The sequence below is a fragment of the Providencia rettgeri genome (assembly GCF_013702265.1).
Lineage (GTDB): Bacteria > Pseudomonadota > Gammaproteobacteria > Enterobacterales > Enterobacteriaceae > Providencia > Providencia zhijiangensis.
Window position 1 is genome coordinate 3,194,039 of the sequence record NZ_CP059348.1, and the last position, 24,114, is coordinate 3,218,152.

The 24,114-nt window shown below is 44.5% G+C and carries 18 protein-coding genes, 2 tRNA genes and 2 rRNA genes; 7 read left to right on the plus strand and 15 right to left on the minus strand.

Going from position 1 to position 24,114, the window contains the following annotated elements; translation table 11 throughout:
* Positions 1 to 66 precede the first annotated feature (66 nt).
* The 5 genes from H0913_RS14670 to gmhB form a co-directional block, all read right to left on the minus strand.
* A 23S ribosomal RNA gene (locus H0913_RS14670) occupies positions 67 to 2,971 on the minus strand.
* 201 nt (positions 2,972 to 3,172) lie between these two features.
* Positions 3,173 to 3,248, minus strand: a tRNA-Ala gene (locus tag H0913_RS14675).
* Positions 3,249 to 3,381: 133 nt separating this feature from the next.
* Positions 3,382 to 3,458: transfer RNA gene (locus H0913_RS14680), tRNA-Ile, on the minus strand.
* A gap of 65 nt (positions 3,459 to 3,523) precedes the next feature.
* A 16S ribosomal RNA gene (locus H0913_RS14685) occupies positions 3,524 to 5,064 on the minus strand.
* The 16S and 23S rRNA genes sit together here with 2 tRNA genes alongside, the layout of an rRNA operon.
* Positions 5,065 to 5,493: 429 nt before the next feature.
* A complete protein-coding gene (gene gmhB / locus H0913_RS14690; protein ID WP_181477508.1) occupies positions 5,494 to 6,060 on the minus strand; it encodes a D-glycero-beta-D-manno-heptose 1,7-bisphosphate 7-phosphatase in 567 nt (188 codons plus the stop codon).
* Between the two features lie 169 nt (positions 6,061 to 6,229).
* Between gmhB and metN the strand changes: the two genes are divergently transcribed.
* The 6 genes from metN (at position 6,230) to proS (ending at position 11,961) form a co-directional block, all read left to right on the plus strand.
* Positions 6,230 to 7,261 carry a methionine ABC transporter ATP-binding protein MetN gene (metN, locus tag H0913_RS14695; RefSeq protein ID WP_181477509.1) on the plus strand — a complete coding sequence of 344 codons (1,032 nt, stop codon included), beginning with the start codon at positions 6,230 to 6,232 and terminating at the stop codon, positions 7,259 to 7,261.
* A complete protein-coding gene (gene metI / locus H0913_RS14700) occupies positions 7,254 to 7,907 on the plus strand; it encodes a methionine ABC transporter permease MetI (RefSeq protein ID WP_036968878.1) in 654 nt (217 codons plus the stop codon). Before metN ends, metI begins: the two co-directional genes overlap by 8 nt.
* Before the next feature lie 91 nt (positions 7,908 to 7,998).
* Entirely contained in the window at positions 7,999 to 8,820 is an 822-nt protein-coding gene (locus H0913_RS14705; protein WP_036956390.1) for a MetQ/NlpA family lipoprotein, read from the plus strand.
* 164 nt (positions 8,821 to 8,984) lie between these two features.
* Positions 8,985 to 9,395, plus strand: a complete 411-nt coding sequence (gene rcsF, locus H0913_RS14710; protein ID WP_181477510.1) for an Rcs stress response system protein RcsF — start codon at positions 8,985 to 8,987, stop codon at positions 9,393 to 9,395.
* A gap of 7 nt (positions 9,396 to 9,402) precedes the next feature.
* The gene (tsaA, locus tag H0913_RS14715) at positions 9,403 to 10,122 is read left to right on the plus strand and encodes a tRNA (N6-threonylcarbamoyladenosine(37)-N6)-methyltransferase TrmO (RefSeq protein ID WP_154603334.1); all 720 of its coding nucleotides are present in this window, start codon (positions 9,403 to 9,405) and stop codon (positions 10,120 to 10,122) included.
* A 120-nt stretch (positions 10,123 to 10,242) separates the two neighbouring features.
* A complete protein-coding gene (proS, locus tag H0913_RS14720; protein ID WP_181477511.1) occupies positions 10,243 to 11,961 on the plus strand; it encodes a proline--tRNA ligase in 1,719 nt (572 codons plus the stop codon).
* A 106-nt stretch (positions 11,962 to 12,067) separates the two neighbouring features.
* Here proS and H0913_RS14725 read toward each other — a convergent pair whose 3' ends face one another.
* Positions 12,068 to 12,724, minus strand: a complete 657-nt coding sequence (locus H0913_RS14725) for a copper resistance protein NlpE N-terminal domain-containing protein (protein ID WP_154603336.1) — start codon at positions 12,722 to 12,724, stop codon at positions 12,068 to 12,070.
* A 325-nt stretch (positions 12,725 to 13,049) separates the two neighbouring features.
* Between H0913_RS14725 and rof the strand changes: the two genes are divergently transcribed.
* Positions 13,050 to 13,313 carry a Rho-binding antiterminator gene (rof, locus tag H0913_RS14730; RefSeq protein ID WP_006658392.1) on the plus strand — a complete coding sequence of 88 codons (264 nt, stop codon included), beginning with the start codon at positions 13,050 to 13,052 and terminating at the stop codon, positions 13,311 to 13,313.
* 85 nt (positions 13,314 to 13,398) lie between these two features.
* On the opposite strand, the gene tilS is transcribed toward rof, so the two are convergent.
* The 9 genes from tilS to skp form a co-directional block, all read right to left on the minus strand.
* Positions 13,399 to 14,766: a tRNA lysidine(34) synthetase TilS gene (gene tilS / locus H0913_RS14735; protein WP_181477512.1), complete on the minus strand. Its 1,368-nt coding sequence runs from the start codon at positions 14,764 to 14,766 to the stop codon at positions 13,399 to 13,401.
* Between the two features lie 123 nt (positions 14,767 to 14,889).
* Entirely contained in the window at positions 14,890 to 15,849 is a 960-nt protein-coding gene (accA, locus tag H0913_RS14740; RefSeq protein ID WP_036956378.1) for an acetyl-CoA carboxylase carboxyl transferase subunit alpha, read from the minus strand.
* 12 nt (positions 15,850 to 15,861) lie between these two features.
* On the minus strand, positions 15,862 to 19,344 hold the full coding sequence (dnaE, locus tag H0913_RS14745) for a DNA polymerase III subunit alpha (RefSeq protein WP_181477513.1): 3,483 nt from the start codon (positions 19,342 to 19,344) through the stop codon (positions 15,862 to 15,864).
* 29 nt (positions 19,345 to 19,373) lie between these two features.
* Positions 19,374 to 19,964, minus strand: a complete 591-nt coding sequence (gene rnhB / locus H0913_RS14750; RefSeq protein ID WP_154603340.1) for a ribonuclease HII — start codon at positions 19,962 to 19,964, stop codon at positions 19,374 to 19,376.
* Entirely contained in the window at positions 19,964 to 21,118 is a 1,155-nt protein-coding gene (gene lpxB, locus H0913_RS14755; RefSeq protein ID WP_154603341.1) for a lipid-A-disaccharide synthase, read from the minus strand. The genes rnhB and lpxB overlap by 1 nt, the downstream gene beginning before the upstream one ends.
* A gap of 52 nt (positions 21,119 to 21,170) precedes the next feature.
* On the minus strand, positions 21,171 to 21,968 hold the full coding sequence (lpxA, locus tag H0913_RS14760) for an acyl-ACP--UDP-N-acetylglucosamine O-acyltransferase (protein ID WP_108478503.1): 798 nt from the start codon (positions 21,966 to 21,968) through the stop codon (positions 21,171 to 21,173).
* 1 nt (position 21,969) lies between these two features.
* A complete protein-coding gene (fabZ, locus tag H0913_RS14765; RefSeq protein ID WP_006658399.1) occupies positions 21,970 to 22,422 on the minus strand; it encodes a 3-hydroxyacyl-ACP dehydratase FabZ in 453 nt (150 codons plus the stop codon).
* A gap of 130 nt (positions 22,423 to 22,552) precedes the next feature.
* A complete protein-coding gene (gene lpxD / locus H0913_RS14770; protein ID WP_108478502.1) occupies positions 22,553 to 23,590 on the minus strand; it encodes a UDP-3-O-(3-hydroxymyristoyl)glucosamine N-acyltransferase in 1,038 nt (345 codons plus the stop codon).
* A 3-nt stretch (positions 23,591 to 23,593) separates the two neighbouring features.
* Positions 23,594 to 24,088 carry a molecular chaperone Skp gene (gene skp, locus H0913_RS14775; RefSeq protein WP_036956365.1) on the minus strand — a complete coding sequence of 165 codons (495 nt, stop codon included), beginning with the start codon at positions 24,086 to 24,088 and terminating at the stop codon, positions 23,594 to 23,596.
* Between the last annotated feature and the right edge of the window lie 26 nt (positions 24,089 to 24,114).

The following is a 24,114-nucleotide window of genomic DNA, read 5'->3' on the forward strand; positions in this document are numbered from 1 at the left end:
CTCTCGGCGTCCCACTTCATTGAATCAACTTTAATCTCTCAATCTCGAAAACACCTTCGGTGTTGTCAGGTTAAGCCTCACGGTTCATTAGTATTGGTTAGCTCAACGTATCGCTACGCTTACACACCCAACCTATCAACGTCTTAGTCTTAAACGTTCCTTTAGGACCCTTAAAGAGTCAGGGAAGACTCATCTCAAGGCAAGTTTCCCGCTTAGATGCTTTCAGCGGTTATCTCTTCCGCACTTAGCTACCGGGCAATGCCATTGGCATGACAACCCGAACACCAGTGGTGCGTCCACTCCGGTCCTCTCGTACTAGGAGCAGCCCCTTTCAATCTTCCAACGCCCACGGCAGATAGGGACCGAACTGTCTCACGACGTTCTAAACCCAGCTCGCGTACCACTTTAAACGGCGAACAGCCGTACCCTTGGGACCTACTTCAGCCCCAGGATGTGATGAGCCGACATCGAGGTGCCAAACACCGCCGTCGATATGAACTCTTGGGCGGTATCAGCCTGTTATCCCCGGAGTACCTTTTATCCGTTGAGCGATGGCCCTTCCATACAGAACCACCGGATCACTAAGACCTACTTTCGTACCTGCTCGAGCCGTCACTCTCGCAGTCAAGCTGGCTTATGCCTTTGCACTAACCGCATGATGTCCGACCATGCTTAGCCAACCTTCGTGCTCCTCCGTTACTCTTTGGGAGGAGACCGCCCCAGTCAAACTACCCACCAGACACTGTCCGCACCCCAGATAATGGGGCTACGTTAGAACATCAAACATTAAAGGGTGGTATTTCAAGGTTGGCTCCACGCAGACTGGCGTCCACGCTTCAAAGCCTCCCACCTATCCTACACATCAAGGCTCAATGTTCAGTGTCAAGCTATAGTAAAGGTTCACGGGGTCTTTCCGTCTTGCCGCGGGTACACTGCATCTTCACAGCGAGTTCAATTTCACTGAGTCTCGGGTGGAGACAGCCTGGCCATCATTACGCCATTCGTGCAGGTCGGAACTTACCCGACAAGGAATTTCGCTACCTTAGGACCGTTATAGTTACGGCCGCCGTTTACTGGGGCTTCGATCAAGAGCTTCTCCTTACGGATAACCCCATCAATTAACCTTCCAGCACCGGGCAGGCGTCACACCGTATACGTCCACTTTCGTGTTTGCACAGTGCTGTGTTTTTAATAAACAGTTGCAGCCAGCTGGTATCTGCGACTGGCTTCAGCTCCATGAGTAAATCACTTCACCTAATGCCAGCGTGCCTTCTCCCGAAGTTACGGCACCATTTTGCCTAGTTCCTTCACCCGAGTTCTCTCAAGCGCCTGAGTATTCTCTACCTGACCACCTGTGTCGGTTTGGGGTACGATTAATGATAATCTAGAGCTTAGAGGCTTTTCCTGGAAGCGGGGTATGAGCTACTTCGCCACCGTAGTGACTCGTCATCAGACCTCAGCATATAGTGAACCGGATTTGCCTAATTCACCTGCCTACATCCTTAAACCGGGACAACCGTCGCCCGGCCAGCCTAACCTTCTCCGTCCCCCCATCGCAATTATCACCAGTACGGGAATATTAACCCGTTTCCCATCGACTACGCATTTCTGCCTCGCCTTAGGGGTCGACTCACCCTGCCCCGATTAACGTTGGACAGGAACCCTTGGTCTTCCGGCGTGCGGGTTTTTCACCCGCATTATCGTTACTTATGTCAGCATTCGCACTTCTGATACCTCCAGCATGCCTCACAGCACACCTTCACAGGCTTACAGAACGCTCCCCTACCCAACAATATTTACATATCGCTGCCGCAGCTTCGGTGCATAGTTTAGCCCCGTTACATCTTCCGCGCAGGCCGACTCGACCAGTGAGCTATTACGCTTTCTTTAAATGATGGCTGCTTCTAAGCCAACATCCTGGCTGTCTGAGCCTTCCCACTTCGTTTCCCACTTAACTATGACTTTGGGACCTTAGCTGGCGGTCTGGGTTGTTTCCCTCTTCACGACGAACGTTAGCACCCGCCGTGTGTCTCCCGTGATAACATTCTTCGGTATTCGTAGTTTGCATCGAGTTGGTAAGTCGGGATGACCCCCTAGTCGAAACAGTGCTCTACCCCCGAAGATGAGTTCACGAGGCGCTACCTAAATAGCTTTCGGGGAGAACCAGCTATCTCCCGGTTTGATTGGCCTTTCACCCCCAGCCACAAGTCATCCGCTAATTTTTCAACATTAGTCGGTTCGGTCCTCCAGTTAGTGTTACCCAACCTTCAACCTGCCCATGGCTAGATCACCGGGTTTCGGGTCTATACCCTGCAACTCATTCGCCCAGTTAAGACTCGGTTTCCCTACGGCTCCCCTATACGGTTAACCTTGCTACAGAATATAAGTCGCTGACCCATTATACAAAAGGTACGCAGTCACACCACAAGGGTGCTCCCACTGCTTGTACGTACACGGTTTCAGGTTCTATTTCACTCCCCTCGCCGGGGTTCTTTTCGCCTTTCCCTCACGGTACTGGTTCACTATCGGTCAATCAGGAGTATTTAGCCTTGGAGGATGGTCCCCCCATATTCAGACAGGATAACACGTGTCCCGCCCTACTCGTCGAGTTCACAACACTAACACCTTCGGATACGGGGCTATCACCCTTTACTGCCGGCCTTTCCAGACCGTTCTCCTGATGCTAATGCTGATTAAGACTCTGGGCTGCTCCCCGTTCGCTCGCCGCTACTAGGGGAATCTCGGTTGATTTCTTTTCCTCGAGGTACTGAGATGTTTCAGTTCCCTCGGTTCGCTCGTTTGACTATGTATTCATCAAACGATAGTGCAACGAATTGCACTGGGTTTCCCCATTCGGAAATCGTCGGTTATAACGGTTCATATCACCTTACCGACGCTTATCGCAGATTAGCACGTCCTTCATCGCCTCTGATTGCCTAGGCATCCACCGTGTACGCTTAGTCGCTTAACCTCACAACCCGAAGGTGTCTTTATCAACTGACCCGACGGTCAATTGAACACATTCAAGTTGAGATTTTTGAGAGACTCTCACATTGTTTAAGCGATAAACAATGTGCGTTGTTTTCAATTTTCAGCTTGTTCCAGATTGTTAAAGAGCATAATTATTCGCAATAGACTATTTCTAATCTATTCTGAATAATCAGAAAGTTTATGGTGGAGCTAAGCGGGATCGAACCGCTGACCTCCTGCGTGCAAGGCAGGCGCTCTCCCAGCTGAGCTATAGCCCCATAAAGGTATTTCCAGTATCGAGTCTTTCATTAAGAAAGAATTTTGAGTTAAATTGAATTTAGGCAAGGCATAACTTGGCGACGTTTACATTTGGTAAACGAGCTGAGTTATAACGAAGCATCAATTCGATTTTGGTAGGCCTGAGTGGACTTGAACCACCGACCTCACCCTTATCAGGGGTGCGCTCTAACCACCTGAGCTACAAGCCTATCGATACCGTTACTCTATTTCATCAGACAATCTGTGTGAGCACTTCACAAGTACACTTCAATGGTAAGGAGGTGATCCAACCGCAGGTTCCCCTACGGTTACCTTGTTACGACTTCACCCCAGTCATGAATCACAAAGTGGTAAGCGCCCTCCCGAAGGTTAAGCTACCTACTTCTTTTGCAACCCACTCCCATGGTGTGACGGGCGGTGTGTACAAGGCCCGGGAACGTATTCACCGTAGCATTCTGATCTACGATTACTAGCGATTCCGACTTCATGGAGTCGAGTTGCAGACTCCAATCCGGACTACGACGTACTTTATGAGTTCCGCTTGCTCTCGCGAGGTCGCTTCTCTTTGTATACGCCATTGTAGCACGTGTGTAGCCCTACTCGTAAGGGCCATGATGACTTGACGTCATCCCCACCTTCCTCCGGTTTATCACCGGCAGTCTCCTTTGAGTTCCCACCATCACGTGCTGGCAACAAAGGATAAGGGTTGCGCTCGTTGCGGGACTTAACCCAACATTTCACAACACGAGCTGACGACAGCCATGCAGCACCTGTCTCAGAGTTCCCGAAGGCACTAAAGCATCTCTGCTAAATTCTCTGGATGTCAAGAGTAGGTAAGGTTCTTCGCGTTGCATCGAATTAAACCACATGCTCCACCGCTTGTGCGGGCCCCCGTCAATTCATTTGAGTTTTAACCTTGCGGCCGTACTCCCCAGGCGGTCGATTTAACGCGTTAGCTCCGGAAGCCACTCCTCAAGGGAACAACCTCCAAATCGACATCGTTTACAGCGTGGACTACCAGGGTATCTAATCCTGTTTGCTCCCCACGCTTTCGCACCTGAGCGTCAGTCTTTGTCCAGGGGGCCGCCTTCGCCACCGGTATTCCTCCACATCTCTACGCATTTCACCGCTACACATGGAATTCTACCCCCCTCTACAAGACTCTAGCTGACCAGTCTTAGATGCCATTCCCAGGTTAAGCCCGGGGATTTCACATCTAACTTAATCAACCGCCTGCGTGCGCTTTACGCCCAGTAATTCCGATTAACGCTTGCACCCTCCGTATTACCGCGGCTGCTGGCACGGAGTTAGCCGGTGCTTCTTCTGTTGGTAACGTCAATCGTTGATGATATTAGCATCAACGCCTTCCTCCCAACTGAAAGTACTTTACAACCCTAAGGCCTTCTTCATACACGCGGCATGGCTGCATCAGGCTTGCGCCCATTGTGCAATATTCCCCACTGCTGCCTCCCGTAGGAGTCTGGGCCGTGTCTCAGTCCCAGTGTGGCTGATCATCCTCTCAGACCAGCTAGGGATCGTCGCCTTGGTGAGCCATTACCTCACCAACTAGCTAATCCCATATGGGTTCATCCGATAGCGCAAGGACCGAAGTTCCCCTGCTTTGCTCCTTAGAGATTATGCGGTATTAGCTACCGTTTCCAGTAGTTATCCCCCTCTATCGGGCAGATCCCCATACATTACTCACCCGTCCGCCGCTCGTCAGCGAGAAGCAAGCTTCCCCTGTTACCGCTCGACTTGCATGTGTTAGGCCTGCCGCCAGCGTTCAATCTGAGCCATGATCAAACTCTTCAATTAAAAAGCTTGATGCTCAAAGAATGTTTACTGTCGTTTGATTTCCGAAGAAACCAAATTACCTATTAGTTCATATATATGAATTAACGTGTTAGTCACTCTTCAAGACTTAAAATCAAATATTTTTTTGATAGTGTCCTGTGAGTGCCCACACAGATTGTCTGATAAATTGTTAAAGAGCGGTGCGACTTAATCTTTTGATTATCGACTTTAGGTCGTTGTCGCGAGGTGTCGTATACTACGTTTTTTATTTAGAAAGTCAAGCGATTATTTTCAACTATTTTCTTTCTTCACCTCTGTTATCACGGGGCTTCGAGGTTTTCTTCGAGCCGGTTTGTCGTGACAACGGATGCGCATTATAGGGAGCTCCCAAAATCTCGCAAGTGTTTTTTTTAAAATAATTTCCAAGTGCTGATTTATCACCCAAAATGGTTACTTTGTGATGCTTTTTAAGGCTTTTGGTAGGTCTGCAAGGCTATTAATCACCAGATCTGCACTCGCAATAGCGTCATCTGTAACAGGTTCGCCGCTTTTTACTAATACATTTGTCCCCACAAGAGCCGCTTTACCCGCTTGCATATCTGCAAGTTTGTCGCCAACCATAATAGAAGAAGCCATATCGATGTTTAAAAATTCCTGAGCATCTAAAAGCATTCCTGGTTTTGGCTTGCGGCAATTACATTCTTGCTTATATTCTTCTACCGCTGCATCCGGGTGATGAGGGCAGAAATAGATACCATCTAAATCAACACCACGGTCGGCAAGAGACCAATCCATCCACTCAGTTAGCGTCATAAACTGGTCTTCAGTATAGATACCACGACCAATACCAGATTGATTAGTCACGACAACTAATGCATATCCCATTTTTTTGAGTTCAATCATGGCTTCAATAGCGCCATCGATAAATTCGAAGTCATCGATTTGGTGTACATAGCCATGATCGATATTAATTGTGCCATCTCTATCTAGAAAGATTGCTGGAATGCCTTTGCTCACTGCTTTACTCCTCAAACTGAAATGGTTTTTAGTATCTCATGAAAAGAAATGAAATGAGAATAGAATAAATCCATCAAACTTTGTTGACTTAGACGTCTAGACGCCTTAACATCCAATGCATGTTAGATACAGTATCTTGAATATAATTCGTCAGAGAATAGAAGATAGAATGATAAAGCTCTCAAATATTAATAAAGTGTTCCAGCAAGGAAACCGCAATATACAGGCACTGACTGATATCAGCCTGCATGTTCCTGCTGGTCAAATATATGGTGTCATTGGTGCATCCGGCGCAGGTAAAAGTACCTTAATTCGTTGCGTGAATATGCTGGAGCGTCCAACATCAGGGCAAGTCATTGTTGATGGACAAGATTTAACGTCTCTGCCAGAGAAAGAAGTTACAAAAGCACGCCGTGGAATTGGCATGATCTTTCAGCACTTTAATTTATTATCTTCGCGCACTGTGTTTGATAACGTGGCACTGCCACTAGAATTAGACAATACACCGAAAGAGACCATTAAACAGCGCGTTAATGAATTATTAGAGTTAGTCGGTTTATCTGAAAAGAGAGATGCTTATCCAGCGAATCTTTCTGGTGGTCAAAAACAGCGTGTGGCTATTGCCCGCGCCTTAGCAAACTCACCAAAAGTATTACTGTGTGATGAAGCAACAAGTGCATTAGATCCAGCAACGACGCGCTCTATTTTAGAATTATTGAAAGATATCAACCGTCGCTTAGGTTTAACTATCTTATTAATCACCCATGAAATGGATGTCGTGAAACGCATTTGTGACCAAGTGGCAGTGATCAGTGGCGGTCAGCTTATTGAGCAAGATAAAGTGAGTGAAGTTTTCTCTCACCCTAAAACGCCTGTTGCTCAAGCATTTATTAAGTCAACATTAGTTATCGATATTCCAGATGACTATAAAGAACGTTTGCAGCCAGAATCAGGTAAAGATCTCTCCCCGTTATTGAAACTGGAATTCACAGGGCAATCGGTGGATGCGCCATTAATCTCAATGGCCGTACGTAAATTTGATATCGATATTAATATTTTAAGCTCTCAGATTGATTATGCCGGTGGCGTTAAATTCGGTGTGATGCTGGCTGAATTACACGGCTTAGAAAATGGCATTGAGTCCACTATTACATTTTTGAAAGAGCACCATGTGAAAGTTGAGGTTTTAGGTTATGTCTGAGGGAATGATTTCACTGCTTATTTCAGGAACGATTGATACGATTATCATGACTTTCGTTTCTGCAATTTTAGGTTTTATTTTAGGTATCCCGACAGGCGTCCTACTTTATGTCACTCGTCGTGGGCAAGTTATGGAAAACACCGTTCTGTATAGCGTTATTTCTGCTGTCGTGAACGTATTCCGCTCAATACCGTTTATTATTTTATTAGTCTGGATCAGCCCGTTTACCAAATTCATCGTAGGTTCTGCGATTGGTATCGAAGGTGCGATTGTTCCATTGACTGTTGGTGCAATTCCATTTATTGCTCGCATGGTTGAAAACGCATTATTAGAAGTACCAAATGGTTTAATTGAAGCATCACGCGCTATGGGTGCAACACCGTTACAGATTATCCGCAAAGTATTACTGCCAGAATCTTTACCGGGGTTAATTAACGCAGCAACCATTACATTAATTATGTTAGTCGGTTATTCCGCAATGGGTGGTGCAGTAGGTTCCGGTGGATTAGGACAAATTGCAATGCAATATGGATACTATACTTATAATCCATTAGTTATGAATACCGTTCTGGTTCTATTGATTGTCTTAGTATTCATCATTCAGTTCACTGGTGAATATCTAATGAAAAAAGTGTCACATAAATAGTCCGTAATCTAGATAGTCAGAAACAATAGCAGCGCCAAAAAACGCTATACAGTAGTTAAGGTGCTATAAATAGTGTCTAAAGGGGTAAATTATGTCTATTAAGTTAAAATCAATTGCAGTAGTTGGCGCGCTGTTGGGAACATTAGCTCTCGCTGGCTGTGGTGAAAAACAAAAAGATCCAAATAGCATCAAAGTCGGTGTGATCATGGGCAAAGAGTTTGAAGTTGCTGAAGTTGCACAAAAAGTTGCTAAAGAAAAATATGGACTGAATGTTGAATTAGTCTCTTTCAATGACTTCGTATTACCAAACGAAGCATTAAGCAAAGGTGATATCGATGCAAACGCATTCCAACATAAGCCTTATCTGGATCAGCAAATTAAAGACCGTAACTACAAGTTAGTCCCTGTTGGAAATACCTTTATTTACCCAATCGCGGGATATTCTAAACAAATTAAATCTATTGATGAATTGGCTGATGGTTCACAAGTTGCGCTGCCAAATGACCCAACTAACTTAGGTCGTTCATTACTGTTACTGCAAAAACAAGGTTTAATTAAGTTAAAAGATGGCACAGGTTTAATGCCTACCGTGTTGGATGTTGTTGAGAATCCAAAAGGCTTAAAATTTGTTGAATTAGAAGCACCACAATTACCACGTGCTCTGGATGATCAAAAAATTGCACTGGCTATCATCAACACAACTTGGGCTAGCAGTGCAACACCAAAACTGACTCCAGCAAAAGATGGTCTGTTTGTTGAAGATAAAGATTCTCCATATGTGAACATTATTGTGGCTCGTGAAGATAATAAAGATAGCGAGAATGTGAAGAAGTTTATTCAAGCATATCAATCTAATGAAGTGGCAGAAAAGGCCAACGAAGTATTCGATGGTGGTGCAGTTAAAGGCTGGTAAGCTTTTCTCTTAAAAAAAATGTGTATAAAATGCTAGGTGACTTTATGTCACCTAGTTTTTTTGTATCATACCAACATGCATTAAACCGATTTGTTTTAAATAAATTAGCTTTAAACCGATTACATAATTAATGCGCTAGCGCAGATAATAAAAAGGTAATATTTATGAGATTGTTTTTGCTCGCCCTCGCTACATTTGCTTTAGCTGGGTGCGGAATTAATCAATACACCAGTCCCAGCATGAATAAAGGGTTTTCGAGCATGAAATTATCGAAGCCTTTGCCTGTAGAAACTGAAGAAGAAGATGTCAGTGCAGAAAACATTAAATTAATGAACAGCCCTGAAGAATTATTAGGAATGCCATTTCGTGACTTAGGTATTGTGTCTGGTGAGTCATGCAGAAAAAATGCAAAGAGTCCGCCTATTAATCTTGATTCAGCTAAAAACAGTATGTTGACGCAAGCCGCTTATATCGCTGCGGATGCCGTGTTACTACATCAATGCCAAACCAAATCAGCGCCGGGTTGTTTCCAAGCAACGGTCTGTGAAGGTAGTGCATTGAAAATTGTTGAATAATCAACTTATGCAATCTTTTCAATTTAATGTTATCGGGCATATCGAATCCCCTTATAAAGAAAAGTTTGCTATTCCTCGCCAGCCTGGGCTGGTTCAAAACGGCTTTGGGCGTTTGCATTTACATCCGCCATACAATGACCCCAATGCCGTTAGAGGATTAACTCAATTTAGTCATATTTGGGTGTTGTTTGTTTTTCACCAAACGATGGAAGGTGGCTGGAAACCTCTCGTACGCCCTCCCCGCTTAGGTGGTAACGATAAAATGGGTGTATTTGCCACTCGTTCAACATTTCGACCAAACCCTATCGGGATGTCATTAGTTGAATTAAAAGACGTGACTATCGAAAACAACCAAGTCATTCTTGAACTCGGTAGCCTAGATTTAGTTGATGGCACACCAGTGGTCGATATCAAACCGTATCTGCCTTTTGCTGAAGCTATTACAACAGCCAAAGCCGGTTATGCTCAAGAAGCGCCATCAGAAGATATGCAGGTTATATTTAGTACACAAGCTCAACTTGAATGTGAAAAATACCAATCTCGCTATCCCGGATTAGCCTCTTTTATTGAGCAAGTATTAAAGCAAGACCCACGTCCTGCCTATAAGAAACAATCCAATGAAGCCCGTGATTATGCGGTTCATTTATTAGATTTCAATGTGCGTTGGCGAGTGACTAATAATATCACTGAAGTGTTTGCCATCGAACGTAATGAAAAATCGCGTTAACCTCTTTTGACAAAGCATCGTCACTGGTAGACTAGCTGTTTATTCCGCTGCTTAGCAGCTTTAAATTATTGGGTAGGCGTAAGCCCTACCATGATTTGTTGTTCTAATGGAACCTATACAATGCGTACTAGCAAATATCTGCTCTCAACTCTGAAAGAGACCCCTGCGGATGCAGAAGTTATCAGCCACAAGCTGATGCTGCGTGCAGGGATGATCCGTAAACTTGCTTCTGGTCTGTATGACTGGTTACCCACTGGCGTGCGTGTTCTGCGTAAAGTAGAAAACATCGTTCGTGAAGAAATGGAAAATGCAGGCGCTATCGAGGTATCTTTACCCGTCGTTCAACCTGCTGACTTATGGCAAGAAAGTGGACGTTGGGAACAATATGGCCCTGAGTTACTGCGCTTTGTAGATCGTGGCGAGCGCCCATTTGTTTTAGGTCCAACCCACGAAGAAGTTATCACTGATTTAGTGCGTAACGAGATCACTTCATACAAACAATTACCATTGAATTTATTCCAAATTCAAACCAAATTCCGTGATGAAGTTCGTCCTCGTTTCGGTGTAATGCGTTCTCGTGAATTTATCATGAAAGATGCATACTCGTTCCACACAAGCCAAGAGTCATTGCAAGAAACTTACGATGCAATGTACCAAGCTTATAGCAAAATCTTCACCCGCATTGGCTTTGATTTCCGTGCAGTGCAAGCAGACACCGGTTCTATCGGTGGTAACGCGTCTCACGAATTCCAAGTTTTAGCACAAAGCGGTGAAGATGATGTTGTCTTCTCTACTGAATCTGATTTTGCAGCTAATATCGAATTTGCTGAAGCGGTTGCACCAAATGTTCAACGTGCAGCGCCAAGCCAAGAAATGCATTTAGTGGATACACCAAATGCAAAAACGATTGCTGAATTAGTTGAACAGTTCAATCTGCCAATCGAGAAAACCGTTAAGACTCTGATTGTTCATGCTGAGAAAGACTCTGGTCATACTTTAGTTGCCCTGTTAATTCGTGGCGACCATGAACTGAATGAAATTAAAGCAGAAAAACACCCATTAGTGGCAAGTCCTCTGCAATTTGCATCAGAAGAAGAGATCCGCAAAGCAGTTAATGCAGGTCCAGGCTCTTTAGGTCCAGTGAATATGCCAATGCCAATCGTCATTGACCGCAGCGTTGCCGTGATGAGTGACTTTGGTGCAGGTGCAAATGTTGATGGTAAACACTACTTTGGCATCAACTGGGAACGTGACCTCCCACTGCCAGAAGTTTACGACCTGCGTAATGTGGTAGCGGGTGACCCAAGCCCAGATGGTAAAGGTACCCTGTTAATCAAACGCGGTATCGAAGTAGGTCATATCTTCCAGTTAGGCACAAAATATTCTGAAGCGATGAAAGCCTCTGTGCAGAACGAAGAAGGTCATAACCAAATCGTGACAATGGGTTGCTATGGTATTGGTGTAACTCGTATTGTTGCAGCAGCGATTGAGCAGAGCCACGATGAACGCGGTATTGTATGGCCAGATGCTATCGCACCATTCCACGTTGCTATCCTGCCAATGAACATGCATAAGTCTTATCGCGTTAAAGAAGTTGCTGAAAAACTGTATGCAGACCTGAAAGCACAAGGTATCGATGTTATTTTCGATGACCGTAAAGAACGCCCGGGTGTGATGTTTGCCGATATGGAACTGATTGGTGTTCCATACACTATCGTCATTGGTGACCGTAATTTAGATACTAACCAAGTTGAATATAAATCACGCCGCAGTGATGACAAACAACTGGTTGGTTTAGATAACGTGGTTAGCTTCCTGAAAGAAAAACTAGCTAAATAACCGTTACGTTAGCCTAAATACAAAAAGCTCAGAGTTCAGTGTTACTGTCCCTGAGCTTTTTTATTGTCACTAAGCCTTTTTACTATATAACCAAAACGAATTCAGGTTATTTGCAAGAGCGGGTTTTATCGAACTGAATATTCCCAGTAGGAATAAATGCAGAATCAAATTGGCCATCTTCCATGGATGGGCGAATAGAATAGAAACCATCCACCTCTAAATAAACTGGCGTGCCGCCATCCACATCAGTATCACTATAAGCTTTCTCTAGTTCAATGCCTGACGTTGCATATTTACGCCCAGAACCACATTCAGTAAATATAGCGGCATCCGCCATATAACGATATTCGCCACGTTTTTTACTTGGAGTGACCTGTTTTAAGGTATGGTTCATTGAGCTCTCAATCGCTTTGCCTTCTAAATCCAGCAGTGTGATTGACTGGTTATCAGGAGATTGTGCAAAGTATGTACGCTCTGCTTTCGAGTTAGTTAATGTTAATACATTTTCCGTGCTAGACCAGTTCCCTGTTTCATGGAACATTTGGTTCCCTTCACGGGTTTCTAAATAAAGCAGTTGCTCAACATAGCTACCATCTGGATTGACTAATAATGTGGCTTCAATACCCGAACAATCTGCACAAGGAAGTACACCACTATAAACATGGTCTACAGGAGCGAAGTTCGCTTCGTTCACACTGCTTTGACAACCGGATAATGCCACAGCACCCGCCGAAATAAGAGCCAATAAAAGTACTTTCTTCATTATAATTCCTTTCAGATCATTCAATTATTACTGTTTCGCTTATTAATACATCATAGCATTTCAAGAAATAAAAAAATAAGGTATGCAAAAATTTACAATCGGATAAATAACCAGCTAAAGATATCAGTTTAGTGAATAAGAATTTTCCTTTTCCCACGTCACTGATTATAGTTATTAAATTACTATGCTATTATCGAGCGAAGCACTTTTTGATTTAGCTTTTTATTTCATCGGTAAATGCTTAGTCGATAAATGCTAGTGTTTTTAGATAAAACAAACATGTTCAAGGCGGCAATAACCGCCACTAACACAGTGGTGAGGGAATATGTCTACAGATAATGAATATCAACCAATCAATTGTGATGATTACGAATATCTAGAAATCGCATGCCAGCGTCAATTAAAGCTGCAAATTAAGCTTAATGACGGCGAGAATATTGAAGGGCAAGCCAGTGATTTGCTCCTACGAAAAAAAATTGAGTACCTCGTCCTGATCACACAGGAAGGCACTAAGGAGCTACGACTGGATATTATCTCATCCTTCAGTCATCCTGAAATCGGCACTATCGTTGTCGACCACTCCCACTAATACTCGTTTTTTCTGAGTTTCTTCTATGCCCCTTATGGTAGTCACAGTCATAAGGGGTTTCTAATTTATAGATAGTTTATTCACGTTATTCTCTGGAAAACTCATCGGTATTAATCCAATACTCGGAATTTTGCCAATCAATAGCAATGCCAATATTATTCTCTCCCACAAATCCGTCCGGGGTAATAAAACAGCCTACTGCACAAATAAGAGTTTCATTATAGTAAATTAGTGGGGTTCTTTCCCTCATCCACGGTGCAACGCCCAGCTCTTGCCAAATTTTCTTGCTGCTACGTGAATGATGGCGACCAACAATATTTAGCGAGCCTTGCAATCCAAAGCGAACTGTCACCTTTTCTGTTTCTTGTGGTGGACGGATCTGCCCTTCTCCATCCATCACAACCAGCGTTCCCAGTGATTCAGGTAATAAATAATCCTCAGGATAATTCCACTGATATTGTTTTCCCACCAGGCTATTAATGCGCTTAACCACCCACAGAGCCCCTTGATAACGGCGAATTTCCACGCCCCCCAAACGGCAGATAGGTTCTGCATCCTGCCGAGCAAGTGCCACTTCCTGCCAAATTCGTTCTAATTGATTAAATGGTGGCATAGCAAGATGATGGAGGCCAATCCAACGGCGGATCAAGGCGTTACGCTTGGCAGTTGAGCACTGGATAAGCCCATCAATATATAATCCACCACGGTAATCAATGATATCATCCAGTGAATCTTGCAGTAGCTCGTCCAGCAGCGCCTCTTGTTCTGCACATAATGAGGCGCTTCGGGAAACTGCATTCGCAAAATGTGGCCAGCGTTCAGATAATCTTGGCATAATATGCAAGCGCAGGAAATTACGATCATATCGGTCGTCTTGATTACTATCATCTTCAACCCAAGGAAGTTGATATTCCGCTCGATAGTTTTCTAATTCATGGCGAGAAATGACTAATAAAGGTCGTAGTAGAATCGTTTTTCCATTTTTCGCTTGAAAAGGAAGTGACTCTGGCATTGAGGAAAGTCCTGCGGGTCCACTGCCTCGCTTAAGCGCCAGCATGAATGTTTCAGCTTGATCATCAAGATGCTGAGCCGTCACTAAAATCTCATCGTCGAGTAGCTCATCGCGATATGCCTGATAACGTTCAGCTCTTGCTGCTGCTTCAACACCAATCTGAGTGCTGTCTACGGTTACACGCTGGCAAATAAACGGGATATTCCATTGTTGACATAATGAAGCACAGTGAATTTCCCACTTATCCGCTTGAATATTTAAACCATGATGAATATGAATGGCGCGGATTTCTAATGACGGTAATTCACTGATTTTTATCTGATAAAGAGCATGAAGCAATACCGTGGAGTCGATACCACCACTGAATCCAACCAGAATTTTTCGGTAGCTTCCGATTTTTTCTCGAACTGTTGCGAGAATATGCTGTGAGGATTTCGCCATTATCTTCCCTTTATTCCACTCACTTCTTAATTCAATATTATATTAAAGATAATAAAAAACGGGAGTTGGCTAAACCGACTCCCGTTTCAAAATAGAATGGATTGCACTTAATAGGTTAGCTAATTAGCAGTAACCATATCCCATCAGACGTTGATAACGACGATTTTTCAGTGCTTCTTCATCCAGAGTTTCTAACTCATTCAAGTCTTGCGTGATTTGTGCTTTCAGAGATTCTGCAATTTCATCGTAGTTACGATGAGCGCCGCCCAGAGGTTCAGGGATCACACTATCAATCAGCTTCAGCTCTTTCAAGCGAGGCGCCGTAATACCCATCGCATCAGCCGCTAATGGTGCTTTATCGGCACTTTTCCACAGAATAGATGCGCAGCCTTCTGGTGAGATAACGGAATAGGTGCTGTATTGCAGCATATTCACTTTATCACCCACACCAATCGCTAATGCACCACCTGAACCGCCTTCACCGATCACAGTACAGATCACTGGAACGGATAAGCGAGACATTTCACGTAAGTTACGCGCAATCGCTTCGGATTGACCGCGCTCTTCTGCACCAACACCCGGATATGCACCCGGTGTATCGATAAACGTAATAATTGGCAAGTTAAAACGCTCAGCCATTTCCATCAGACGCAGTGCCTTACGGTAGCCTTCTGGTGCCGGCATACCAAAGTTACGGCGAATTTTCTCTTTCGTTTCACGGCCTTTTTGATGGCCAATAACCATCACTGGGCGGCCATCTAAACGAGCCAGACCACCAATAATCGCTTTGTCATCGGCATACGCACGATCACCCGCTAACTCTTGGTAATCTGTAAAAATACGGGAAATGTAGTCCAAAGAGTATGGACGACGTGGGTGACGAGCGAGTTTAGCAATTTGCCAAGCCCCCAGATCAGAGAAAATCTTACGTGTCAGTTCAACACTTTTTTCACGTAAACGAGCAACCTCTTCATCTAGGTTGACTTCTAAGTTGTTATCTTGACGGCTAACTGCAGTTAGGGAATCGATTTTCGCCTCTAATTCAGCAATCGGCTGTTCAAAATCAAGAAAGTCCAGACTCATAATATTCCTATTTTAGTCAAATTCTAATTCTACCTGCTCACTACCCAGCAGAGTTCGAAGGTCGTTCAGAAGGGGATCCACGGGTGTTACACGCCAAACAACGCCAAACTTAAGCTTAGCTCTGGCATCATCCTTCTGATAATACAAGTGAACCGGTATCGTGCCTGAACGGTGAGGTTCAAGCGCATTACGAAGCCGATTCAGTAATTGATCGTTAATCTGTTTATCGGACAGTGAAATTGCAAGGCCGCGCGCATACTTTTCCCTTGCTTCGCCGATATCCATCAATTCGCGCACTGTCATTTTATTACCACCATTGAAATCATCAAAGCTGACCTGACCGGTGGCAATTAAAATATTGTCTTTTTCCAACATATGTTGGTATTTATCCAGCGCATCTGAAAATAACATAATATCCAGACGACCGGAACGATCATCGAGCGTGCATATCCCAATTCGGTTTCCACGTTTAGTGGTGATCACTTTGGCAGAGAGCACTAAACCTACCACAGTTGTCACTTGACCACGAGGGGTTGGGTTCACATCTTTCAATCTCAAACCATTTGTATAACGCTCTATCTCACTTAAGTATCGCGTTATTGGGTGACCTGTCAAATAGAGACCCAACGTTTCGCGCTCACCTTCTAGCACGACTTGCTCAGGCCACTTCGGCACACTCGCGTAAGAACTTTCAACCTGCTCCGGGGCTTCGGCAAGCACCCCAAACATATCTCCTTGCCCGATAGCTTCTGCTTTCGCATGCTGATCTGCCGCTTTTAATGCATCTTCAAGGGATGACATCAAGGCCGCGCGGTGAGGACCTAAATGATCGAATGCCCCTGCCATGATCAGCTTTTCCATCACGCGGCGGTTGATCTTTTTAATATCCACGCGAGCACAAAGATCGAAAATTTCTTTAAAGATCCCACCTTGTTGGCGAGCTTCAATAATCGCTTCGATTGGCCCTTCACCAACGCCTTTAATTGCGCCGATGCCGTAAACTATCTCACCTTCATCATTCACATGGAAGTGATATAACCCACTATTGATATCTGGTGGCAATACTTTCAAGCCCATACGCCAACATTCATCAACCAGACCCACCACTTTTTCCGTGTTATCCATATCCGCAGTCATTACTGCAGCCATAAATTCAGCCGGATAGTGGGCTTTTAGCCATAATGTTTGGTACGAGACCAGCGCGTAGGCTGCGGAGTGTGATTTGTTAAATCCATAACCGGCGAATTTTTCCACCAAGTCAAAGATTTTCATCGACAATTCGCCATCTACGCCATTTTTGATGGAACCTTCCTCAAAAACGGAGCGCTGTTTTGCCATCTCTTCAGGTTTCTTTTTACCCATCGCACGACGCAACATATCCGCGCCACCGAGGGTATAGCCTGCTAAAACCTGAGCAATCTGCATAACCTGTTCTTGGTATAGGATAATACCATAAGTTGGCTCTAGAACAGGTTTTAATGATTCGTGCTGCCAATTTACATCAGGATATGAGATCTCTTCACGACCATGTTTACGGTCGATAAAGTTATCTACCATCCCCGATTGCAGCGGGCCTGGGCGGAATAACGCCACCAGAGCGATCATATCTTCAAAACAGTCCGGCTGCAGGCGTTTAATCAGATCCTTCATTCCTCGGGATTCTAATTGGAATACCGCCGTGGTTTCCGAGCGCTGCAACATATCGAAGCTTTTCTTATCCTGTAAAGGAATAGCTGCAATATCAATCGGTTCTAAATTTTGCTTCGCTCGACGGGCATTGATCATCTCCAATGCCCAGTTAATAATGGTTAGCGTACGCAGACCTAAGAAGTCGAATTTTACCAAGCCAGCATATTCGACATCGTTCTTATCGAATTGTGTAACGGGGTTATTACCTTCAGCATCGCAATAGAGCGGTGCAAAATCCGTAATTTTAGTTGGTGCAATAACTACCCCACCGGCGTGCTTACCGGCGTTACGCGTTACCCCTTCAAGCTTACGCGCCATATCGATTAGCGCTTTAACCTCTTCATCTGCTTCATAAATTTCAGGCAGCTGCGGTTCTGCTTCAAAGGCTTTTTCAAGGGTCATTCCCGGATCAGGGGGAACCAGTTTAGAAATTCGGTCAACGAAACCGTAAGGGTGACCCAGTACACGTCCCACGTCACGAATAACGGCTTTTGCTGCCATCGTACCAAAGGTAATAATCTGGGATACCGCGTCCCGCCCATACATTTGAGCAACGTGATCAATAACTTGGTCGCGTTTTTCCATACAGAAGTCAACGTCGAAGTCTGGCATTGATACCCGCTCTGGGTTCAAGAAACGCTCAAACAGTAGGTCAAGTTCAAGTGGGTCTAGGTCAGTGATTTTTAGAGCATAGGCCACTAAAGAACCCGCACCTGAGCCTCGTCCCGGACCAACAGGGACGCCGTTATCTTTCGACCACTGGATAAACTCCATCACGATCAAGAAGTAGCCGGGGAACCCCATTTGGTTGATAACGTTGAGTTCGATTTCCAAACGTTCATCATATTCAGGGCGTCTTTCTGCTCGGACTTTTTCATCTGGGAATAGGAATTTGAGGCGCTCTTCCAGACCTTCTTTTGAACGCATGACCAGAAAGTCTTCCGTTTCCATATCCCCTGTTGGGAATTTCGGTAGGAAATATTCACCAAGACGAATAGTGACGTTACAGCGCTTAGCAATCTCTACACTGTTTTCTAATGCTTCAGGGATGTCGGCAAACAGCTCGCACATCTCTTCTTCAGTACGTAAGTATTGCTGAGGACTATAATTTTTTGGACGCTTCGGATCGGCTAACGTGAATCCATCATGAATCGCGACACGAATTTCATGGGCATCAAAATCACTGCTTTCAATGAAACAGACATCGTTGGTTGCCACAACAGGCAGGCCACGCTGAGTTGCTAACTCGACAGCGGCATGTAGGTAGCTCTCTTCATCAGGTCGCCCAGTACGAATAAGCTCAAGATAGTAAGCATCTGGAAAATGGGTTTGATAAAACTCAAGGCTTTCATCCACTAACGCTTGATTGCCGCGCAGTAAAAATTGCCCCACATCTCCTTTTCGCCCACCTGATAATAGGATTAAACCTTCTTTATGTTTGACAAGCCAATCCCGGTGAATCGTTGGGCCAATGGCACCATAGCCTTTTTGGTATGCTTCGGAGATGAGTAAGGTGAGATTTTGATAGCCTTCGTTGTTGCGAGCCAGAACCGTTAAATGCGCAACCTCATCACCAAGTTGCTCACTTTCCATATAAAAATCAGCCCCAATGATTGGCTTGATACCCGCACCATGAGCCGCACCATAAAACTTCACTAACCCACAAAGGTTAGTAAAATCCGTGATGGCAAATGCAGGCATGCCCATGGCGGCGACTTTTTTCACTAATGGGCCGGTTTTTGCCAGCCCATCAATCATGGAGTAGTCACTGTGAACACGTAGATGAATAAAACGAGGAGAAGCCATTAACCTTATACCTATTTTTCTTATGCCGACTATTTAATGTCTAACGCACGTCTTACAGGCGCGAAGCTTTTACGGTGAAACTCGGTAGCGCCAAACTCAGCTAATTTTTCTAAATGATACGCTGTGGGATAGCCTTTGTGTTTCGCAAAACCATATTCAGGGAAAGCTTTATCAAGCTCGACCATTTCTCTGTCTCTGACCACTTTCGCCAGAATGGATGCAGCGCTGATCTCTTGGACTAAACTATCACCTTTAACAACGGCCTGTGATGGCATGGTCAGTTTAGGGCAGCGGTTACCATCGACTAAAACGAACTCTGGTTGAATGGAAAGGCCTTCTACCGCTCTTTGCATAGCTAACATTGTGGCATGCAATATATTCAATTGATCGATTTCTTCTGGTTCTGCGCGGCCAATACACCAACACAGCGCTTTTTCTTTGATCTCATCGAACAGCTTTTCACGCTTTTTTTCGCTCAGTTTTTTTGAGTCCGCAAGCCCTTCAATCGGATTGTTGGGGTCTAAAATCACAGCAGCGGTCACGACGGCACCGACAAGCGGTCCACGTCCCACTTCATCAACGCCAGCAATTAAGTTGGCTTTTGGGTATATAAATTCCATTATTTTCTAACCAAATCTAATACAGCATCAGCGGCTTGTTGGTCTGCATCACAACGAATCAGTTGATGCAATTGTAAGAAAGTTTCCTTCAGCGCATCGACTTGCTCTCCGCCTTCCAACAATGGAAGTAACTGGTCGGCAAGCTGCTGTGGCTGGCACTCTTCTTGGAGTAGTTCTTTCACGATTTCTTTCCCTGCCAATAAATTTGGCAAAGAAACATAAGGCGTTTTGACTAAGCGTTTCGCGAGCCAGAATGTAAAGGGCTTCATACGATAGCCCACTACCATTGGACATTTGGTTAGCATACATTCTAAGGCGGCGGTGCCTGAAGCGAGTAATGTCGCATCTGCCGCAGTCATTGCATCGCGAGCCTGTCCATCCAGAATATGGACATTCAACTCTGGAGCAACCTGTTGTTTTATCTCATCGAATTGTTGGCGTCGTTTCTGATTTACCAGAGGCACAACAATATGTAGATCGGCAAAGTGGCTACTTAATAGTGTAGCGGTTTTTAAGAAATCAGCACTGAGCATTTCGACTTCAGAATGACGGCTTCCCGGTAACAATGCTAAACATTTTGCAGTCGTGGGGATATTTAAACGCTCACGGGCAGCCAGTTTATCAGGATTTAAGGGGATTGAGTCCGCCATAGTGTGCCCAATAAAACGGCAAGGAACATCAAAACGGTCATAAAATGCTTTCTCAAACGGAAGAAATGCCAAGACTAAATTGGTGGAGCGACCGATTTTGAAAACGCGTTTTTGGCGCCATGCCCATACCGATGGGCTGACATAATGGATAGTTTTGATACCTTTTGATTTTAAACGACCTTCAAGGGTGATATTAAAATCAGGCGCGTCAATACCAACAAATACATCAGGTTGTAACTCAGTAAAACGCTGAGTTAGATCTTTACGGATGGATAATAAACGAGGTAAACGACCGAGGACTTCAACAATCCCCATGACGGCGAGCTCTTCCATTTCATACCAAGCTTCACAACCTTCTGCTTGCATGAGTGGGCCAGCAACACCGACAAAACGGGCATTGGGAACTTGTTGTTTTAAAGCGCGGATGAGCCCAGCGCCTAAGATATCACCAGAGGTTTCTCCGGCAACAAGGCCAATAGTAAGTGGGCGGTTGCTATTCACCAAAATTCGCTCCTTATTAAAGGCCTTTTCTTGTGTTCATCTACAGCTGAAAAAATTAACGAATAATTCCGCGCTTAGATTGTGCTGAGTCTTCTAAGAAATCACTAAATACTTTGACGTGTTCGTCAGTTTTTGCCATTTCAGCAATTTCTTCACGTGCTTCTTCTAAAGATTTCCCTGAACGATATAACGTTTTGTAAGCGTTACGAATAGCGTGCAGAGATTCTTTTTCAAAACCACGGCGTTTTAAACCTTCAAGGTTTAAACCAAATGGAGTTGCATGGTTGCCCTGTGCTATAACGTATGGAGGTACGTCTTGTGCAACACCAGAGCATCCACCGACCATTACGTGCGCACCAATCTGACAGAATTGATGCACCGCAGTCATGCCACCAATAATAGCGAAATCACCAAGAGTGACGTGACCACCTAACGTTCCGTTATTCGCGATAATACAGCGGTTACCAATGATGCAGTCATGCGCAATATGGACGTTAACCATCAGTAAATTATCATTACCAATTTTAGTTAGATCGCCACCTTGTGTGGTTCCACGGTGGATAGTCACACTTTCACGGATGCGGTTACGGTCGCCAATCTCAACGCGAGTTGGCTCACCTTGGTATTTCAGGTCTTGGTTAATTTCACCAATCGAAGCAAATTGAAAAATAACGTTGTCACGACCAATTTTCGTGTGTCCGTTGACAACAACGTGAGATTTCAGCTCAGTACCTTCACCAATTTCAACATTAGCGCCGATATAGCAAAAAGGACCAATGCGAACATTGGCACCAATAACAGCTCCATCTTCTACAATAGATGAGGGATGAACATAGGCAGTTTTGTCAATCATATCAGACCTCACGACGACGGGCGCACATCATTTCTGCTTCGCAGGCCACTTCTCCATCAACTTTTGCTACACCTTTAAAACGTGCAACACCGCGACGTTCTTTGATAAATTCAACTTCCAGGATCATTTGATCTCCTGGCAGAACTGGACGTTTAAAGCGTGCGTTATCAATCGCTGCAAAATAATACAGTTCGCCGGGTTCAAGTTTGCCTACGCTTTTAAACGCAAGAATACCAGTAGCCTGAGCCATTGCTTCTAAAATTAAAACACCCGGGAAAATTGGTTTGCTAGGGAAATGTCCCTGAAAGAATGGCTCGTTAAAAGAGACGTTCTTTACCGCGCGCAAAGATTTACCTTCTTCAAAATCCAATACACGGTCAACCAAAAGGAATGGGTAACGGTGCGGAAGTAGTTCTAAGATTTCTTCTATATTCAGAGTATGATTATCACTCATCGAAATACTCTTCCTGTCTATTAATACTATCTAATTAATGAATCGGCCCGCTTTAACTCAAGGGTGAGTTAACAGGCAGGCCGGAAAAAACGTAACTCAAGAAACTATTTTAGCTTGAATTACCAAATAATTACTGATTTTTTTGATTTTGGCTATCTAATTCACGTTCAAGTGTCTTTAGACGCTTATTCATCTCATTGATGCTTAAGACTAAAGCCGCGGTTTTACGCCATGCTTTATTCGGCTGTAAAGGAATACCGGAAGAGTAAACTCCTGGCTCAGTAATTGGTCGCATGACCATTCCCATACCTGTTACGGTAACCTTGTCACAGATTTCCATATGACCATTGATAACACTGGCTCCGCCAATCATACAATAGCGACCGATTTTTAAACTACCAGCCATGATGACGCCACCCGCAACTGCGGTATTATCGCCTATTGTTACATTGTGCGCAATTTGGCATTGGTTATCGATGATAACGCCATTACCAATGACTGTGTTATCTAATGCGCCACGGTCAATTGTTGTACACGCGCCGATCTCAACACGAGACCCGATGATCACGGTACCTAATTGTGGGATCTTGATCCAATTACCACGATCGTTGGCATAACCAAAGCCATCAGAACCGATCACTGTACCTGACTGGATCAAGCAACTTTCACCAATCTCAACATGATGGTAAACACTGACATTCGCCCATAAACGAGTGCCTGCACCAATGCGGGTATTTTTACCAATAAAACAACCTGCACCAATCACAACGTTATCGCCTAGCACAACGCCACTTTCGATAACAGCATTCGCGCCAATTGCAACATTCTGGCCAAGCTGGGCATCATCAGCGATAACCGCTGATGCATGGATATTCTCTGCCGGGGCTGGAGTGGTATCCATAATTTGCGCCATATGCGCATAAGCAAGATAAGGATTATCTACAACCAGTGCAGCAACCTTACAAGCACTCAGATCTTTTTCAGTTAATACCACAGCAGCAGCTTGGCAATCTGCCAATTTATCGCTGTAACGGCTATCAGATAAAAAAGTAATCTGCTGATTGTTCGCTGAATACATCGGTGCAATACCGGTGATGACGATATCGCCATCACCGTGTAACTGTGCATTCAACTGCTGAGCGAGGTCAGCTAATCGAATTGAAGACATCTATTATTTAACCTGTTTTTGAACCTGACTGGTGATATCGATACCATCTTTTGCATACGCAACCGCGTTTGCATCGATAACAACGTCATAGCCTTCTTTCGCTGCAACAGATTTAATAGAATCTTGGATACGGCTCAGGATCTTATTACGCTCTTCAGCTTGACGACGACGGTTGTCTTCTTCAAATTTTTGAGCTTTCTCAGCGAACTGGTCACGTTTAGTGATTAATTCTTTTTCCTGCTTTTCACGATCGCTAGTGCTCATAGTCGCACCGTCACGACGCAGTTTTTCTACGCGTGATTGCAGATCTTTTTCCAGATTCTGCAGTTCAGTAGCACGGCTTTTGAATTCACTCTCAAGCTGTTTAGCAACGGCTTCACGAGCAGGCATGTTTTGGAAAACTTCGCCAACATTTACGATAGCGATTTTTTCAGCATACGCACCCGCAGACATTGCTAAAGCAATACTCACACCCGCTGCACACAACAATTTTTTCACACTAAACTCCTTAACCCATTCTTATG